19 protein-coding genes are annotated in these 17,668 nt (G+C 41.5%); 16 read left to right on the top strand and 3 right to left on the bottom strand.

Annotated features, from left to right (window positions below; all coding sequences use genetic code 11):
• Positions 1-6: 6 nt before the first annotated feature.
• The 16 genes from V1L65_RS19880 (at position 7) to V1L65_RS19805 (ending at position 15,084) form a co-directional block, all read left to right on the top strand.
• Entirely contained in the window at positions 7-1,392 is a 1,386-nt protein-coding gene (locus V1L65_RS19880; RefSeq protein WP_331700982.1) for an ABC transporter substrate-binding protein, read from the top strand.
• Positions 1,393-1,462: 70 nt separating this feature from the next.
• Positions 1,463-2,371, top strand: a complete 909-nt coding sequence (locus tag V1L65_RS19875) for a carbohydrate ABC transporter permease (RefSeq protein WP_331700981.1) — start codon at positions 1,463-1,465, stop codon at positions 2,369-2,371.
• Between the two features lie 27 nt (positions 2,372-2,398).
• Positions 2,399-3,232 (top strand): carbohydrate ABC transporter permease, encoded by an 834-nt coding sequence (locus V1L65_RS19870; RefSeq protein ID WP_331700980.1) that lies wholly within the window; start codon positions 2,399-2,401, stop codon positions 3,230-3,232.
• Between the two features lie 144 nt (positions 3,233-3,376).
• On the top strand, positions 3,377-6,136 hold the full coding sequence (locus tag V1L65_RS19865; protein ID WP_331700979.1) for a carbohydrate-binding protein: 2,760 nt from the start codon (positions 3,377-3,379) through the stop codon (positions 6,134-6,136).
• 394 nt (positions 6,137-6,530) lie between these two features.
• Positions 6,531-7,010 carry a GNAT family N-acetyltransferase gene (locus V1L65_RS19860; RefSeq protein ID WP_331700978.1) on the top strand — a complete coding sequence of 160 codons (480 nt, stop codon included), beginning with the start codon at positions 6,531-6,533 and terminating at the stop codon, positions 7,008-7,010.
• A 91-nt stretch (positions 7,011-7,101) separates the two neighbouring features.
• Positions 7,102-7,956, top strand: coding sequence for an aminoglycoside phosphotransferase family protein (locus tag V1L65_RS19855; RefSeq protein ID WP_331700977.1), 855 nt, complete (start codon positions 7,102-7,104; stop codon positions 7,954-7,956).
• Between the two features lie 65 nt (positions 7,957-8,021).
• Complete coding sequence (locus tag V1L65_RS19850) at positions 8,022-8,525, top strand: GNAT family N-acetyltransferase (RefSeq protein WP_331700976.1); 504 nt, start codon at positions 8,022-8,024, stop codon at positions 8,523-8,525.
• A 36-nt stretch (positions 8,526-8,561) separates the two neighbouring features.
• A complete protein-coding gene (locus V1L65_RS19845; protein ID WP_331700975.1) occupies positions 8,562-9,062 on the top strand; it encodes a hypothetical protein in 501 nt (166 codons plus the stop codon).
• 712 nt (positions 9,063-9,774) lie between these two features.
• Positions 9,775-10,419 (top strand): HAD family hydrolase, encoded by a 645-nt coding sequence (locus V1L65_RS19840; protein WP_331700974.1) that lies wholly within the window; start codon positions 9,775-9,777, stop codon positions 10,417-10,419.
• A gap of 19 nt (positions 10,420-10,438) precedes the next feature.
• On the top strand, positions 10,439-11,146 hold the full coding sequence (locus V1L65_RS19835) for a class I SAM-dependent methyltransferase (protein ID WP_331700973.1): 708 nt from the start codon (positions 10,439-10,441) through the stop codon (positions 11,144-11,146).
• Positions 11,147-11,162: 16 nt separating this feature from the next.
• Positions 11,163-11,843 carry a class I SAM-dependent methyltransferase gene (locus V1L65_RS19830; protein ID WP_331700972.1) on the top strand — a complete coding sequence of 227 codons (681 nt, stop codon included), beginning with the start codon at positions 11,163-11,165 and terminating at the stop codon, positions 11,841-11,843.
• Between the two features lie 17 nt (positions 11,844-11,860).
• Positions 11,861-12,472, top strand: a complete 612-nt coding sequence (locus V1L65_RS19825; protein ID WP_331700971.1) for a transglutaminase-like domain-containing protein — start codon at positions 11,861-11,863, stop codon at positions 12,470-12,472.
• 3 nt (positions 12,473-12,475) lie between these two features.
• Positions 12,476-12,943, top strand: a complete 468-nt coding sequence (locus V1L65_RS19820; RefSeq protein WP_331700970.1) for a GyrI-like domain-containing protein — start codon at positions 12,476-12,478, stop codon at positions 12,941-12,943.
• Between the two features lie 222 nt (positions 12,944-13,165).
• Positions 13,166-13,618 carry a VOC family protein gene (locus V1L65_RS19815; protein WP_331700969.1) on the top strand — a complete coding sequence of 151 codons (453 nt, stop codon included), beginning with the start codon at positions 13,166-13,168 and terminating at the stop codon, positions 13,616-13,618.
• A 70-nt stretch (positions 13,619-13,688) separates the two neighbouring features.
• A complete protein-coding gene (locus V1L65_RS19810; protein ID WP_331700968.1) occupies positions 13,689-14,426 on the top strand; it encodes an SIS domain-containing protein in 738 nt (245 codons plus the stop codon).
• A gap of 106 nt (positions 14,427-14,532) precedes the next feature.
• Entirely contained in the window at positions 14,533-15,084 is a 552-nt protein-coding gene (locus tag V1L65_RS19805; protein ID WP_331700967.1) for a hypothetical protein, read from the top strand.
• Between the two features lie 76 nt (positions 15,085-15,160).
• On the opposite strand, the gene V1L65_RS19800 is transcribed toward V1L65_RS19805, so the two are convergent.
• The 3 genes from V1L65_RS19800 to V1L65_RS19790 all read right to left on the bottom strand — a co-directional run bounded on the left by V1L65_RS19800 (position 15,161) and on the right by V1L65_RS19790 (position 17,665).
• A complete protein-coding gene (locus V1L65_RS19800; RefSeq protein ID WP_331700966.1) occupies positions 15,161-15,793 on the bottom strand; it encodes an HAD family hydrolase in 633 nt (210 codons plus the stop codon).
• Positions 15,794-15,901: 108 nt separating this feature from the next.
• Positions 15,902-16,720: a class I fructose-bisphosphate aldolase gene (locus tag V1L65_RS19795; protein ID WP_331700965.1), complete on the bottom strand. Its 819-nt coding sequence runs from the start codon at positions 16,718-16,720 to the stop codon at positions 15,902-15,904.
• Positions 16,721-16,789: 69 nt separating this feature from the next.
• Positions 16,790-17,665 (bottom strand): MIP/aquaporin family protein, encoded by an 876-nt coding sequence (locus V1L65_RS19790; RefSeq protein ID WP_331700964.1) that lies wholly within the window; start codon positions 17,663-17,665, stop codon positions 16,790-16,792.
• Between the last annotated feature and the right edge of the window lie 3 nt (positions 17,666-17,668).

Here is a 17,668-nt window from a genome sequence, read left to right as displayed (position 1 = left end):
ACAAAAATGAGAAAACGTATGTTGCCTAGGATTATGTTGGTTATGATCGCAGCGGCATTACTGGTAGCTGGCTGCAGCGGCGGGGGAGGAAAGCCAAGCAACACAGGGACAAAAGAAAGCAATAGCGGTGCAAGCACGCAACCGCCAAGTAACGATAAAGAAGAGGTCATCGTTCTTAAGTATGCGACTACAGCGGATACAGCTGCAAGACAAAGTACGAAGGATTTGATGGCGCTTGTTGAGCAGAAGTTGAAAAATGTAAAGCTTGAGCCGCTCATTATTCCGGGGGAAGGAACAGAGTGGAATCAAAAAGTGACAATCAGCCTAATGGCTGGCGACGAAATGGACATTATTTATCAGAATGCGACGACTTACCAGAAATTTGCTACAGCTAACTTATTAGAGCCGCTCGATTCTTATATTGCCGCGGATGGTTATGACATTGAAAAAATTTACGGCAGCAGTATATCCAAGTATATGGATCAAATATATATGTTGCCAGCATTCCGCGATGTTCATGTGACGATGTACAACAAGGATTTGTTCGACAAGGCTGAGGTGCCTTATCCAGACAATGCGACCTGGACGTGGGAGAAGTATACGGAAGCAGCCAAAGCGATTACGAATGAGAAGGAAGGCATATACGGCTCCTACATGCTGGATTGGGACAATTATTTTATGTTATCAGCCAGACAGAAGCAGGTGCCAGAGTATAAGGCGGATGGAACCTCTAATTATGATGATCCTGCCTTCGCGGAATCGATGAAATTTTTCGGAGATCTTGGCAATGAGCTGAAGGTTCAGCCGGATATGATTTCATTTAAATCCAAAAAAATGCCTTGGGATTCATTCTTGACAAGCGGTACGATTGGACAGTTTGTCGTTGGGCATTGGGCGCTGCAAACGGCTATGGATAAAAATTTGTATCCGCGTGATTGGAAGCTCGGTCTCGCGATTATGCCGCAGGTTGACGAAGGCGGGAAAGCAGTAATGGGCATTATGGGCGGCTACTCCATCGCATCAACCTCCAAGCATAAGCAGGAAGCTTATGAAGCGCTTAAGGTGCTGGCAGAAAATCAGTGGACGCTGCCAGGCATAGTACCTGCGCGGGTCGATTTGAGCGACGACGAAATCAATCAAATATTCCAGCCAATGGCGGATGCGTTCAAGGATGACGGGATTACAATCGAGGAACTGAAAGCTGCTATTCTTGATCCTTCCCTTCAAATTGTAAATGAAAAAATCGTCGGTCCAGGCATGTCCAAAATTACTTCGTTAATTTCGTCGGAGGGAGAATTGTATGCCTCCAAGCAGCGAACGCTGGAGCAGACGATGGCAGAGCTTAAGAAAAAAGCTGACGAAGCGATCAAGGAAGATCAGTCAACCAAATAAATAATGCTGGTACAAGGGGGAGCTCTTCCCCCTTGGCTCTAACCAACCTGCCATAAAGAAGGGATAAACGATGAAAAAGAAAGCAAGAGGCTGGACGCTGGCAAGGCAGGAAGAAATGCTCGGCTACATGCTGATCCTCCCGTTTGCTGTCGGATTTATTTTATTTCAGCTCGCCCCCTTTGCCACTTCAATTGCGATCAGCTTCACGAACCTAAGCTTTATCAGCAATTTGAAGGACATTAAATTTATCGGCCTAGACAATTTTATTCAAATGTTTGGCGATGACAAGTTTACTGGCTCGCTGTGGCGTACGTTTTATTATGTCGCCTTGTTTGTGCCAGGTATCATCATTGCCAGCCTGTTATGCGCAATGCTGATTAATTCAAGACTTTGGTTTCGGAAAACGATTCGAACGGCTATATTTATGCCTTATGTTTCGAATTTTGTTGCTATCGCGGTTGTGTGGGCGATCATTCTAGATGTGAGAGATGGACCGGTCAATGCCTTCCTCACCTCGCTTGGCGTCAGTAGTCCGCCCCTATGGCTAGTGGGCGAGCATACGGTTATTCCGAGTATAGTGCTGATTGTGGTTTGGCAAAATATCGGATTTTTTATGCTCGTGTTTCTGGCAGCCTTGCAGAATGTGCCGTCAGAGCTTTATGAAGCTGCAAAAATAGACGGGGCTGGCAGGTTTAAAAGATTTTGGAGCATTACAACTCCAATGGTATCTCCGACTACCTTTTTGCTTATGATTACAGCCATTATTACTTCGTTCCAGAACTTCGGACCTATTCAAGTGTTGACCAAGGGCGGGCCCGGTCAAGCATCAACGACGCTGTCCATTAATATTTATCAGGAAACCTTTCTGCAATATCGGATGGGGTACAGTACAGCGCAAGCGATTTTTATGTTTTTAATTATTTTGGGCATAACAGTCGTACAATGGCGCGGGCAGAAAAAATGGGTCAATTACTCGTAAAGGAGTCATTTGGAAGGAGTATTTAAAATGAACATTACAGCAAAACGCAGCGGAAACTTAATATTGAATATTGTTGCTATCGCGTTTGGAGTCGCCAATATTTTTCCATTTATATTTATGTTGTCCTCATCCTTCAAGGTGCTGGGAAAAATATTTGAATACCCGTTTCGATTGATTCCGGATCCTTTTATCGTAAGCAATTATATTAACATTTTTGATGAAAAATATGATTTTTTACTATGGTATAAAAATTCTGCTGTCATGGTAGTCCTTACGCTTGTGATCAAATGCATCATTGTATGCATTACGGCTTACGCATTTGCCAAGCTAAAGTTCAGAGGCAGAGATGTTATCTTTATTATATTTTTGTCCGCGCTTATGCTTCCGGGAGACGCGACGATTGTACAGCGCTATATTATTTACAAAATGCTGCATTTGACTGATACGGTTTGGGCCATCGTTCTGCCGGCTGCTTTTGATATTTACTTTGTTTTTTTGCTGCGGCAGTTTTTTATTTCTATTCCGCGAGAGCTAACAGAAGCTGCCATTATAGATGGCTGCAGTCTGTTTAAAGTATTTTACCGCATCATTTTGCCTTTGGCCAAACCAGCGGTTGTGACCATGATTTTGTTCAGCTTCGTATGGGCTTGGAACGACTTTACCAACCCGTATATTTTTATAACGGATACGAAAAAGCAGATGCTTACGGTAGGAATGGCGATGTTCCAGGCTTCAAGATTTCAGGATTACGGCTTGCAGATGGCAGCTGCAGCATTAGCGCTAATTCCTGTCATTGCCTTGTTTATGAGCTCGCAGCGATATTTCGTGCAAGGAATTGCTACAACAGGGATAAAGGGCTAAAGAATATCTAGTAAATTCTTGTTTATTATGTTTCTTCCAAGGACAGAAACGATTCACGGCTTCGGCTAGCTTAAGAGAACAGCTTGCCCATGCATAAGTGATTGCAAATGTTTTGCAATAATAAATAAACAGGAGGTTTTACGAATGAAGTTCGTATCTAGCTTACTTATCGCATGTATTATTTTGCTTACGGGAGATCTATTGTTTTCGGCGCAGCAGGCGAGTGCTGCGCCGAAGATTGTTTATTTTACAGACAACTACGAGGTTATTCATGGTAATCCTTACACAGGCACAGCGTTTGATATTAATAAGTCAGGCTATACGTTCACCAATGATCCGGAAGTGACTAAATTTATTAATGGAACCGAGGTAATTCCAGCGGATGGCGATATCGTCAGAGTGCATATCGCTTGGGCTGACTTTGAACCAGCAAACAATCAATGGGAATGGGACAGATTTGATCAATTTATGAGTAAAATCAATGAGCAGGGAAAAACGGCTGAGGTTCAATTATTGATGTCTGAAAGTCCTGATCCAACAGAAGCAGGGTTTCCTCACAAATACCCTCCAGAATGGCTATTCGAAACAGCCGGCTGCCCATACCGCTGGGCGCCATACGGTGATACCCCTCATTATTCGAAGCAGCCTATTTACTATAATTCCTGTTACTTAGATGAGCTTGAGGAAGCTGTAAATGCGTTTGCTGAACGTTATGACGGCAATCCCGGCATTGCCTGGGTCGATTTGAGAGCCTTCTCTTTGTTTGGTGAATGGTCAGGCTGGAATGACGGACAGTTTTTCCCTTGGCCGGATGCAACGACTAGAACGAATACGCTGCGTCAAATCATCGACATTTATGTGAATGCTTTTCAGGAAACGATGGTTACGATGCAAAATGCAGGTGCTCATGTAAATAACAGTGATCCTGATGCCAATACCCAAGCAAAGCGTTACCAGGCGTTCGCCTTTGATTATGCTGCAGCTCAGCCCGGTTGGGGCTTCCGCTCAGACACGGTGAACAGCTCCGGCAACTGGATGGATTACTCAACATGGTCGCAGGCGCAATGGAATAATCGCAAAACAAGGCGTGATCATCTCCAGGCTTCAGAAGGTGCGAACTGGGATAACAGCTTGTATATGCTTAATAATCCACGTAAAGTTGTACAAAACGCCTTGGAGGATTATCGGTCAAATTTGCAAGGCATCAATAATACAGGCTTCGAGAAATGGAACGATATGAAGGCCGCCTATGGCGAATGGTTTACACTGCTTGGGCGTTATTCAGGCTATCGATTTTTATTAGCGAAAGCACAATACAATGATAAGGTGGCAGCCGGAGGCGAATTTGCGCTGACACAAACCTGGACGAATAACGGGGTAGGTTTTCTGCCGCGCAAATATCCGCTAAAGGTTTATTTTATCAATCCGCAAAACAACGAAGTCGTATGGAGCGCTGTCGACCAGTCATTCGATCAGACAAGATGGTTCAAAGGGGAATATCATGATGTGAAGTCTTCCTTTACGCTTCCAGCCTCGCTTGCTGCAGGAAACTATGACCTCTATATTTCAATGGTAGACGCTGCAGGTGAGCCAAAGATCAAATTGCCAATGGATAACGAAAATAATAAAAAATACAAAATCGGTTCAATTGCTGTGGCTGCAACAGCTGATGCTTATACGGCCCCTGCTCTTACAAGTCAATTTAGAGTAGAGGGAGAGGACTATACGGCGGCTCACGGAGCATACGGAACGTACTATTCTCCGGAAGGCGATCATGATTCCTTGTACATGGAAAAGAACGGCAATTGGGTGGAGTACGATAATATTGATGTTCCGCAAAGCGGCATGTATACAGTAGAATTTAGGGTTTCGTCGGAGGAGGCCAACTACTTCCATCTGGAGGTAGATGGGGTGAACGTAACCGGGGCGATCAAAGCACCGAATTCCGGCGGCTATTTGAAATTTAGAACGATTGAGCGGCAAGTGTATTTAACAGAAGGAAGACATACGTTGAAGGTAGTAAGAGGATCAATCGACAGATGGTTCTTCCTTAACTGGATGAAATTTACGTTAAATGATGCCATGGAAATCAAACTGCAGGCAGAAAATCCGAGTGACTCCAGCGGAGTGTGGCTGAATGCAACGGAATTTACTGACAACGACGGCACGCCAGGGGTATCGATTATTGATACAGGAGATTGGCTTGAGTATGAAAATGTATATATTCCTAAGTCCGGCAACTACTTGTTTGAGATGAGGTATTCGACGTTGGCAGGCTCATCTCCTCAGAAATATAAGCTGCAGGTCGATGGCGTAGATGCATCAAGTGAATTCAGTTTGCTTGATACCGGAGGCGTCAACAACATGAGAAATCAGGATGAGGTTGTTTACTTGCCGGAAGGGAATCATACGCTGCGAATTGTGTGGACGGATGCACAGTCAAGAACCATTTGGAATTGGATGAAGTTCTCCTACCAAGATGAGTATGTAAAAACGATAGAGGCAGAGCATTACACTATGCAGTGGAATTTGGATAAAGAGGATCAATGGAATGGGCATAATACAGCCGTTACGGTTGAAGATTTTAATGACGGGGGAGCTGTAAAAGCGGCTGTATTCCGTAAAAAGAACGATTATACGAAGTATGATAATGTATACATTCCCCACAACGGACATTATTTTGTAGAATTCAGAGTTGCCTCCAACGCTGCGCATCGCTTTAACTTTGAAGTGGACGGCACCGTGTACCCGGTCGACGTTCCTAACACTGGCGGCGGCTATCAATTCACAACCATCCATCGCTGGGTGAAATTGTCCCGGGGTATAAACAACATGCGTATCGTACTCGATCAGACCAATTCTAGCTCAAATTTAGCTATTAACTGGCTAAAAATTACCAAGTAATTAAGGCTGGTAAGGCTGGCTTTCCTTGTTGCTCTTGCAGCGGCAGGGAAGCCAGCTTTTTTGTGTTAAACTGCTTGATCAACAGGGATGCGGATTTCTAACGAAGCTGACAAGCGCTATTTCAACAAAAATGGCTCATTATAAATTGTAACGAAGATAAACAGCTCTATGTGTGAACAAAACACGTTTTTAGGCTCCTTTTGCCAACAATAAGGCTGCTCAGCTTCGTTAGAAATTTAAAACAAGCTTTTTTGGCTTGATAGCGCTTCTGACATTCGTTACATTTTCTAAAAAGGGATTCTCAACGTAAAAGTACGAACGATTGTTCTTTAAGGAATTGGCATATCATGGTAGAATGGTCGGTAGGAGTGAAGAAAAATAACGATGATTAGAGGTGCTTTCTATTTTTCAATTTCGAGATGCCCAACAAGAAGACTTTAAGATCATTGCCACGTTTGCCCAGAATGAAAAAGAAGCTTTTTACTTTTTTCCTAAAGCGACTTTTCCAGTAGCTCCTGAACAGCTTGAGGAGGCTGCATCGGTGCGATTTTCACCAACCGTAATTTTGCATAAGGACGAAGTAGCAGGCTATTGTAATTTCTACGAAGTTAACGAAGGGAAAGAATGCTGGCTGGGCAATGTGATCGTTAATCCCAATTATAGAAAAGGTGGAGTCGGCAGCTACTTGATTGAAGTGATGAAGAAAAAGGCTGCTGAACAATATAAAGCTAATGCTTTGAATTTAATTTGCCATAATACAAACACCAAGGCTTTATTATTTTATTATAAACAAGGCTTTAAACCATATGATATGAAGCTAATAGATTACAAGGAAGCATCGCTTATTGGAATTATGCTTTCAATCTCCCTATAAATAAATACTTCCTACAACTAGTGACCCAGCCAGAAATGAACATAATTGAAGGCTGGGTTATTTTTTATATTTACTAGAAAGGATGTGCCTAATGAGCGAACTAGTTGGAACTATTAGTTGGCAAGAAAAGAGCAATGATTTTCCAGCTTCCTTAAATACAGAAGTGAGTATGTCCCCACTAGCTGCTGGTCTGGAAGCGGACGTGTTCCAGCTTGATACAAAGGACGCACAGTACGTTTTAAAAGTATGGAACCGGATCTCGAAACCGGATCTCTCCATTCAATATAAGTTTTTAGATAGTTTGTTTAATCTTGGTGCTGCTGTATCTAGACCTTATGGCTGGGGGATTGATAAAAATAACAATGGCGTATTATTAACCAGTTATGATGGTATGCCCATTCGAAAGGTTAGTTCTTCAAAGCTAAACAACTTTGCTAAAATGCTGGTGGACATACATAAGCTTGAACTAGAAAAAACTGATTTTAGCACAATTCCTAAATGTGATTTTATTACTTACTTCTATCCGAGAATTGATGAGCATCTGGACATTAAAGAAGTATTGGTTCCACTTGTTGAAATGTCGAACATGAAAAATAGCTCTCCTATTCACGGCGACTATAACCTGGGAAATATTGTTGAGTACAATAACAAGTTCACCATAATTGACTGGACAAATATTCAATTAGGCGATCCGCGATATGATATTGCTTGGTCCATTATTTTGATGTGGATTTATGTAAGCGAACGGAACAGTAACCTTTATCGGTCTGCTTTTATTTCAGCTGGCAATTATAGTGCGGAAGAATTGGAGGTATTCGAAGCAATTGCTTGCCTACGATGGATATTGTTAAACAGACTGTTCAGCCTTCCTAAAAGAACCAATACAAAAGCTACGATAAAATCGATCATAGGAAAAAATAAATTTTTACAGGATGGTTTATTTTAAATAAAAATGAAGAAAAAAGTGATAGTTACGTAGTCTGGCAGCGACAGAATAGACGAGGTGGAATTATGGATTTTGACAACCAAGAGTTAATTATTAGGCATGCAACGATAGACGACGCTCCAATCATATTAAATCTTTGGAAGGGTTCTGCTGAGTGGCTTCAATCGAATAATATAAAGCAATGGAACCCAGAGGCTTTCAGTTTAGAGCAAGTTCTTAAATTTGTGAATGACGGATCAGATGTTTATCTTGCAACAATTGATAACGAAATTGCGGGAACTTATTTAATTACGTGGCAAGACCCTTTCATATGGAAAGAGCTTGATAATTCCGACGCTGGCTACATCCATAAATTTGCTGTGAATAGAAAATTTAAAGGCAAGGGAATTGGCTCAAAGCTTTTAAGGTCTGCTGAAGAGCAAATTAGAGACAAGGGTAAAAAATATATAAGGCTGGATTGCATGGCTGACAATAATAGGCTAAATCAATATTACAGAGATGCAGGATATCAGTTTGTTAGAAGAGTGGATTCAGAAGGCTGGAGTGCTCATTTATATGAGAAAAGATAATATTAATGCAATCACTTCTCGAAAGGGGGATGAACATTGAGCAGAAATAAATGGCGGCTAATATCAGGCGCTGTACTTGCTGCTGTGCTAGTGGTATCTATTATTTTTGTAATTAATCAGAGCCCCCTCAAAGTAAATGGCATTACAAGAGAAAATGAAGAAAATAAAGCGATTATTTTAGAGGTTATTAATAAGGGGGATTTTGATATACAGTTAGTGGAGGTTATGGTTAACAACAATAATGACCTGCAAAAAGTTGAATTAGGTGTTAGTCATTCCTTTCATGCAGTAGCAGGTGGAGGACTCGATGAGGATCCGGATATTAAGTTTGTGCCTATTACAGAACATAAAATCAAACCTGATTTGACCCCGGAAGTAAAAACTGTAAAACTTGAAAGCAAAGATTATCCTATACATTTTGGAATACGCTTGTTTAGCAATGAGCCAATTATAGATGTAAAAGTAAAATATAAATATTTTGGTTTTACATACACGAAAACGATGACGTTGGATGAATGGCCACAGTCAAATTTTTAATGATTTTTTCGAAAATAATCGCAAAATAAAGAGGATATATGCCTTTGGAGCTAACTGTATTTCCAGTAGTTGGTTTTATGAAATTTTATTTATTTGCAGTTCTAAGGGAAAAAACTCAGGCCGTTGAAAAACGCTAACGGAACTGAGGAGACTGTCGATTCATTGCGGGCAACTATTAAAAAGCAATAGAAAGGGGAAACGGAGAGCAAGAATGGGAATGGAGAAGCGGCAGCGTCCGCCTTTGTAGGCCAATTTTATCCTCAACAGGGTTTATTTATTAAGAAAAATTGGACTACAACAGCGGTCGGAATCCCAATCTTGATCGCAGTGGCACCCCTTCTTATTGCTTGTTGCCTTAACCACAATTAATCGACAGTCTCCTGAGACACGCTATTGTACGGAAATCAGCTTATTCTAAAGTCTAAAGGAACTGAGAAACCTTATTTACTCCAAATACTATCTAAACGAGGAAAAGATTACCTATAGCGCTCCACAGTTCCGTTACAGTTTTAAAACACCTTTTTATTGCTAAATAGAGCCTCTCAGTTCCGTTACAATCCTAAACAGATGGCATTACGACTTTTGCTCGGTTATTTAACTTCTACAACGAATCGACGGCTTCCCGCTTACTAGTAGTATTGTACACAAAACCCAGTCTAAGATGAGTGTTATCAGAGGCTGGGTCTTATTATATATGATGAGGGGATAAAAATTGAACAAGATTAAAGGGATTATTTTTGATATGGATAACACGATACTGCGATCAAGAATTGACTTTGCCTCGATGAAAAATGATACCTTTCAGTTTCTTGTATCCCACGGGATACTTCAACCAAATATAATACTTAACAACCATACAACGGCGACAATCATTGAGAAAGCTATAAATACTAACTTGATGACTGAACAGTTAATTCAAAAAATGTGGGAGATTCCAACTAGGTATGAAACTGAAGGAATGTTAGACGCGGATCTTGAACCAGGCGTTATAGAGCTTTTAGAACAACTAAGGAGTGAGTATTGCATGGTTATTGTAACCAATAATGCCATTGAAGCTGCAGAAACAGCGCTAACAAATAATAAAATCATGCATTACTTTGATTGTGTTGTTGGAAGGGGACTTATGGGTTCATTAAAGCCGTCTCCTGACGGGTTTCATTATATATTAAGAAAGTATGACCATATTCCGGCAGAAGAATGGATTTCTGTTGGAGATTCATGGATAGATGGCAAAGCCTCTAGAGAAGCAAATATTAATTTTATATCCTATCAAGGCGATATTGAGAAAATGAATAGGATGGGTGTTTTTCCATTTGCAGAGATTATGGATATTAGGGGACTAGTAAGGTTTTTATAGTGCGGAAGGGGATGCGCCAATGAACAGAATAGCTAATATTAGGGCAGAAGAGAAGAAATATCATGATCTCTGCTACGAGCAATATCATTTATTTGAGCCAGGCACATGGCTGCATAAACCAGTTAAAACGGTTATCGATCTTTTACAGAAATATAATAACAAAGAATACCTTAGTGTGCTTGATCTAGGGGCTGGGATTGGCCGGAATAGTATTCCTATAGCCGAGTCTATGAAAAATCGAGATGGCAAAGTAGTTTGCGTGGATATTTTAGAGTCCGCCATTAACAAATTGAATGAATACAGCAAGCAATATGGGGTTGAACCATTCATTGAGGCAAAATTATCAGATATTGAGCAATTTATAATTGAGCGGGATAAATACGATATTATTGTAGCTGTCTCCGCCTTAGAGCATGTGAGTTCAGAAAAGGCATTAATGAGTAAGCTTAATGAAATGGTTCTGGGAACCAAGCACGGCGGAGCCAATTGTATAATAATTGGATCTAATATCCGGGAAGTAGGCTTAGAAAGCGGACTAGAATTAGATCCAATGTTTGAAATTAATTTACCTACGGAAACCATGCTGGAATTACTCGACCAACAATATACTGGATGGGAAATTCAAAATAGATTCGTAAAACAGCTGAAATATGAAATTGATAGAAACGGGCAGCGTGTAGAATTAACGACAGACTGCATTACCTTTGTAGCTAAGAAGAGACTTTAACTTCGGGAGGCTGTTTATGGGAATTGAATGGTATGACATGATCGCTAGGAAGAACGGCGGTTATAAAAATACGGCTGTATTTACGATCGAAGGAACCTCTGCTGAACAAATTTTCGAAGAGCGGTTAAGAAAAGAACTATTCCAATCCCAATCCGTTTTAGATGCTGGATGCGGACACGGGGAGTTTACGCTCAAGATGTCAAAATATTCGCGATCTATTGTCGGATTTGATAACTCCATTGAAATGATTAAGATTGCTAATGCTATCCTTAAGGAAAGCAATGCAAGCAATGTAAATTTTGTCTATGCTACTACCAAAACAGATTTGCCATTTTCAGACGGGCAGTTTGACTTGATTTATAACAGAAGAGGACCAACCTCTATATTAAAGCATAGTAGAATTCTGCGTTCAGGAGGCACCGTATTTGGCATCCACTCAGGGGCGTTAGAAATGGTGAAGGAACGATTACATGGCAACGGATTTATTAATATTGAAATTGAAGAATTTAATAATGCCACGTATTACTTCCCTGATGAAATGGAGTTTGCCAAGTTTATTTCCGGAATACCAGGAAATCCCGACTATACTAAACCAGAACTTAAAGATGAATTGAACAAGTTAATTCGTGAGAATGTTGTTAATGGAAAACTTGGAATAAAAGAATACAGATATATATGGAAAGCTAATAAAATGTAGAATGTGGAGAATGAGCGATGAAACATAAACCTTTAGATGCTTACCTTCATGCATCAGCATATATTGATTATTTTGATTTACGAATACAGCAGCTTATAGCTACTTTTACACAGGAACATGAGATCGAAAAGATAAAAGCTGTCTTTGAGTATGTCCGAGATGAGATAAGCCATTCTTATGATATTAAAAATAATACAGTAACAAGAAGAGCCTCCGAGGTATTAGAAAATAAACATGGCATTTGCTATGCCAAATCACATCTGCTGGCAGCGCTATTGAGAGGAATGGGTATACCTTCAGGTATTTGTTACCAACGATTAACGCTGTATGACAAGCCGGAAGACGGGTATTGTATACATGCTTTAAATACGGTATATCTAAAAGAATACAATAAATGGATACGGTTAGATGCAAGAGGCAACAAGGAAGGCGTTAATGCTCAGTTTTCGATTCATGAAGAGCAGCTCGCTTTTCCAATCAGAGCAGCGTACGGTGAAAAAGATTATACTACTAACTTCGATGAGCCCCACCCGGATATTAGTAAAACATTAGAGGCCTATACGGATGGTTTAAGAATGTACCAGGAAGGATTGCCAGCCGATTTGAGTGAGGAAAATACGAAAGAATAAAGGGTGAAGCCATTGAAAACGGTCGTGCTTAATGAAATGAAGCTGATTGGAATTAGAGTAGTGTGTCCCGGTGATCAATACGTGTATGAAATTCCAAAGGCTTCCCACGCGCTTAAAGAAAGACTGAATGAAATAAGGAATGTGGTAAGCCCCGCAAGAGCTGTTGGAGCGTTTATTGCCGGTGATTTTACGGAAGAAGAAGATGGTTATTGGGTATGTGTAGAAGTAAATGAAGTTAGAGATGTTCCCAAAGGCATGGTTTCTTTATTGGTTCCTAAGCAGAAATATGCAGTCATTACTCATACTGGAACTAAGCATGAAATTAGGAATACGTATGAGCTTCTTCATAAATGGATTAAAGATAATGGATTTGAAAGAATTCAAAGGTCCTGGCATCTGGAAATTGCTGAAGAATGGGGAAAAAAAGATGTAGGGGAAGAGCATATCGATTTATACGACACGATTAAATAGAACAGATACAAACGACCTGGAGCATGCTCAACAGATAATAGCTAACGAAATAGGCATGAAGGAGCATACAAATGACAAACTATATTGGGATGAAAAAATTGACTACCTAATGAGAACAGCTCAATCGAGCATAGTTCGGCTTGGCGTGCTGCAGCAGCTATTTGAACAAGACACTCAGCGAAGCGGTAGTTCGAATTATAAAAACCAAAGAGGTGCAGTCCAATGAGCCAACCATTTGCATTTTCACGTATTGGATACGTATATGTGCCCACAACTAAAATCGATGAGTCTATTGCGTGGTACAAAAAGAACTTGAGTTTTAAATTAATGAACAAATTTGAGGATCGAGGTTCATTATTGGCCGTAATGCATCATCCGCATAAAAATTCTATCGCCCTGCTCTTAATAGAGACTCAGAATAGCAACCCATTGGAGATTACAAGAAACGATAAACCATTCCCAATCATGGCCATCAATTGCCCGGATATTGAATATACATATCAATTGTTAAAGAGCAGCGGAACAGAGGTTGACGAGCTGCACACCCTTGGCGCCGGGGAAGCGAAGTATTTTTATTTTAGAGATAATGAAGGGAATTTACTGGAAGCGGCATGGTCCATTTGGGATCCGAAAGATGATTTTAAGGAGGGCTTTGTACAGCAGGCTTCCAGCTAGAGGCGAAAGGTCAGTATTTGATGAAGTATCTAGCAAATTTAAAGCAAGTAGTGATTAAGGAGAGTAAATAATGGCTTGTTACGAATACTTGGAAAAAGTGAAAGAAATGTTAACTCGTGCAGCGAAGGAACAACAGCAAGTAATTGAGGATGTAATAGCTTTACTTGATCGTACTTTTTCAAATGGCGGAGTGCTGCATGTATTTGGTGCAAGTCATGCAGGTATTATAACAGAGGAATTATTTTATCGTGCTGGAGGCTGGATTCCAGTCAATCCTATATTTGCAGAAGGGCTAATGCTCAATACGAAACCAATTACAAAAACATCTGCACTGGAACGTCTTCATGGGTATGCGGAAATTGTATTGGAAGGTGTGGACTTTCAACCCAAGGACGTTTTGTTGGTACATTCTGTGTCTGGGCGAAATGCTTTAGCTATCGATATTGCAATGTTTGTAAAAGCAAAAAATATTCCCGTAGTCGCTTTGACTTCAGTAGCCTTTTCCTCCATGCAGCCATCACGACATAATAGCGGGCTTCGACTTTACGAGGTGGCTGATATTATTCTGGATAACTATGCAGAGTTCGGTGATGCTGCAATTGGGCTGCCGGGCTCCGATCTAAAAGTAGGACCAACTTCAACAGTTGTAGGTACGGCGCTTCTTCAAACGATAATGGTAGAGGTAGCTAGACGTTTTGCAGCAAGTGGAAAGCCGCTTCCTGTGTTTGTTAGTGCTAATGTTGAAAATGGCGAAGAGAAAAACGATTACTGGCTTGAGAAATATAAAGGACGCGTTAATTATATATAATTAATGCGTATTAAAATTTGCAAGCTTGTTTCTCTTGATGACATAACAATAACAAATGCTAACCAAAGCAATCTTGAAATTAATATGATCGAGAGGAGGCAAAACATTGCGATCTAAATACCTCGTATTTTGTATTTTTATTATTATTGTAAGTCTTCTTATCACACAGTCCTATTCCTCAAGCGGATATTCTTCACCTGAAAAGGCTCTGAATAATACAAACTCTCCGCCAAAAAAGATATTAGAACAAGTTGAAGTTGCTGATGGGGTTTTTCTGTTCTATGAAGAAGAAGATCAAGTTGTTGGAGCTTCTTTAATTAGAAAAAAGTCAAACAAATGGATCAGAGGCTTTGGCGACTTATTGCAACCCTATTCAACTGATCAAACCGTAACGGGCACATGGGTTAATATTGATCATTTACCTGCGGCGGGCGATGGGTATCAATTATTTTGGGGAATTGTACATGATCCAAACATTACAAAGGTAGAAATAAAATATATAGGTGATCGGAAAATAGATGGCGAAGTATATATGTTCGATACGCCTTATGGCTATAAAGTATGGTACTTAATTAGCAATAAATATTATGGGAGTATGCCCGGATTAGATATAACGGGATTTAACGATCTTGGCGAGCCGATATTCGAAAGTCACTAATGAAAGACACTCGCATCTTATGGATGTCGAGTGTCTTTACTGCTTGTAAGCTATTTGATGAAAGTCATATTGAAATTCAAGCCTGGCCAATTACTTTTAAAATATCACTGGGACGCAGTAAAACATGCCCAGCCGGCAAGCTTTTATCGACCGCTCCCCAAGCAGCTAATGCGAAATCAACACCTGCACCCTTGGCGCATTCCATATCGTACACAGAGTCTCCGATATACAACACATCATGGGCACTCAGCTTCGCCAGTTCCAAATATTTCAGAAGCGGTTCGGGGTGAGGCTTATGGCGTTCAGTATCGTCTGCACATACAGCATGCGCAAAAAAACGCTCCAATGCATGCGGAATAAACTCATGCTGAAATTGCTTTTTTGTCTTTGACGTGACAATTCCCATAGGAAAATTCACTAATGCAATAGCTGAAAGAATATCTTCAATTCCTGGAAATACGCTTATTAAATTATTGTGTTTCGCGAAATAAATAGACATGCTGTTTAAAGCAGCTTCCAATTCATGTTCACTAATGCCAAAGCTGGCAAAGGTTCGTGCGCTTGGCGTACCAAATTCTTGTGCCATCCGTTCATAGCTGATCTCAATTCCTTTGAAATTGCGCACAGTTTCTATAAGTGATAGAGTAATAGCTTTTTCAGTATCAATCAGTGTTCCGTCCAAATCAAAAGCTACAGCTTTATAGGTCATAAACATACACTTCCTTCTGTGCAAATACACAATAATAGAGATGTGAAGTGGCAACCAGGTCCCCCAACCCGATTGCCATCGCACAAAATTGCCGTATTATTAACAACGTTACGCTCTTGTCAAAGAGGTACCGTGCACGATAGAATTAAATTGCATAAGTGCTTGTGCGGGATCCGCAGCTTGCCATATGTTCCGTCCGATGACGATGCCCTTGACCCCCAATTGCATCGCTCGCTCCATCTTGGACAGGAACGCATTGAAATTGTCAGTTTGCGGTCCTCCCGCCAAAAATACCGGCGCATTAACGCTTGCCAAAATTTCCTTCAAAACTCCCTCATCCTGCGGGTAATCGATTTTTAGAATATCGGCCCCTAACTCGTATGCTATCCGTACTGTTTTTACAACTTCAGCCCCAGTAACATTACTGCCTAGTGTAAAAGCCTCGACTACCAGCGGCATTCCCGATTCTCGGCATTGCTCTGCGATCGTTGCTACATGCCTGGTATGCTCAGCATCTTGATCTTCAGGTACACCGCTAGATCGTATATACCAAATAACAGCTGCATCAGCATTGACACGTAGCGCATCCTGAACGGTAGCTATGGCGGAAATGTTTAAGTGCTGCGGTGTTGGCAGGTCAAATGCATTTGTACGATCAAGCCGCAGCCAGAAGGCCGAATGCTCCGATTGACAAAGACTTGATGCGGCCCAGAGACTAGCTTTAGGTCCCAGCAGAATGGCATCGGCACCGCCATTGATACAGGTGCTGCTTATCGCTCCAAGGTCATGCAGACCTTGCTTCACTCCTGCAGATAATCCGTGATCCAGTCCAACAACCATAGCTTTGCCGTCTTTGCGAAACAATTTGGACAGCCTTCGCTGAAAACCAAGGCCTGTTAAAGTTGTATATTGATTTGTAACTGTCATGTCGTCACCTCTCTGACCACTTTCAAAAAAAGCAGTAGTGGATATTTGTTAAGCGGTATGATTCTGCTCCTATTTGGCAGCGATAATCACATCTTTCCTTACTTTCTCCAGCGCAATACTGGGCTGGGAATGGGAGAATAGACGGGATACAACATAGCGGTATAGAACGCTCCCAATTATGCCTCCAGCTATCGGTCCGCCAATCGTAATAAGCATGGAGAGCCCTTCTCGCGGCCCAGGGAATGCTGCGGTTCCAAAGCCCATGAAGGCGAGCATGATTCTTGGACCAAGATCGCGGGCCGGGTTAAGCGTTGTCATCGTATGAGCCGCTGTTAACACCGTCAGCATAGTGATAAGCACAATTAATCCAAGCGGCAATCCCCATGAGACCGGTGAGTGGCCATTACGTGCTTCCGTTAAAACAAGTACGACGATAACGAGCACGGCTGTAGCCAGCAATTCGGTAGTGAATCCACGCCACACAGGCACAATCGAGTAGGCATGCGCATCGATGCCGACAATCCAAGGATGCGGAGAATAGGGCGCAAGCATCATGGCAACTTTCTCGCTGCCTGCCGCACCAATAACAATCCCGTTGCGTACCGCGAAGTCGCGGATAGCATCACCGAATACGAGTACAACACTTGCTGCTCCCGCCAAAGCGCCCGTTACCTGAGCCGTCCAATAAGGGAGGACTTGACGCCATGGATGACGCCCAATAACTGCAAAGCCAAGCGTAACTGCAGGGTTAAAATGTGCGCCAGAAACAGATCCGGCAACCCAGACCGCAATACCGACAGAAAATCCCCATGCCAGCCCTGCACTGAACAAATCAGATGCTTGCCCATAAATAACGGCGATGACAACAGCCGAACAGCCAAAAAGGATAAGTAAAAAAGCGCCGAGCGCTTCGCCTGCATATTTTTTCAGCCAACTGGTTTCCATGCC

Origin of the sequence: Paenibacillus sp. IITD108, from assembly GCF_036541265.1 — a bacterium.
GTDB lineage: Bacteria > Bacillota > Bacilli > Paenibacillales > Paenibacillaceae > Pristimantibacillus.
This window is presented reverse-complemented; position numbering and strand designations above follow the sequence as displayed.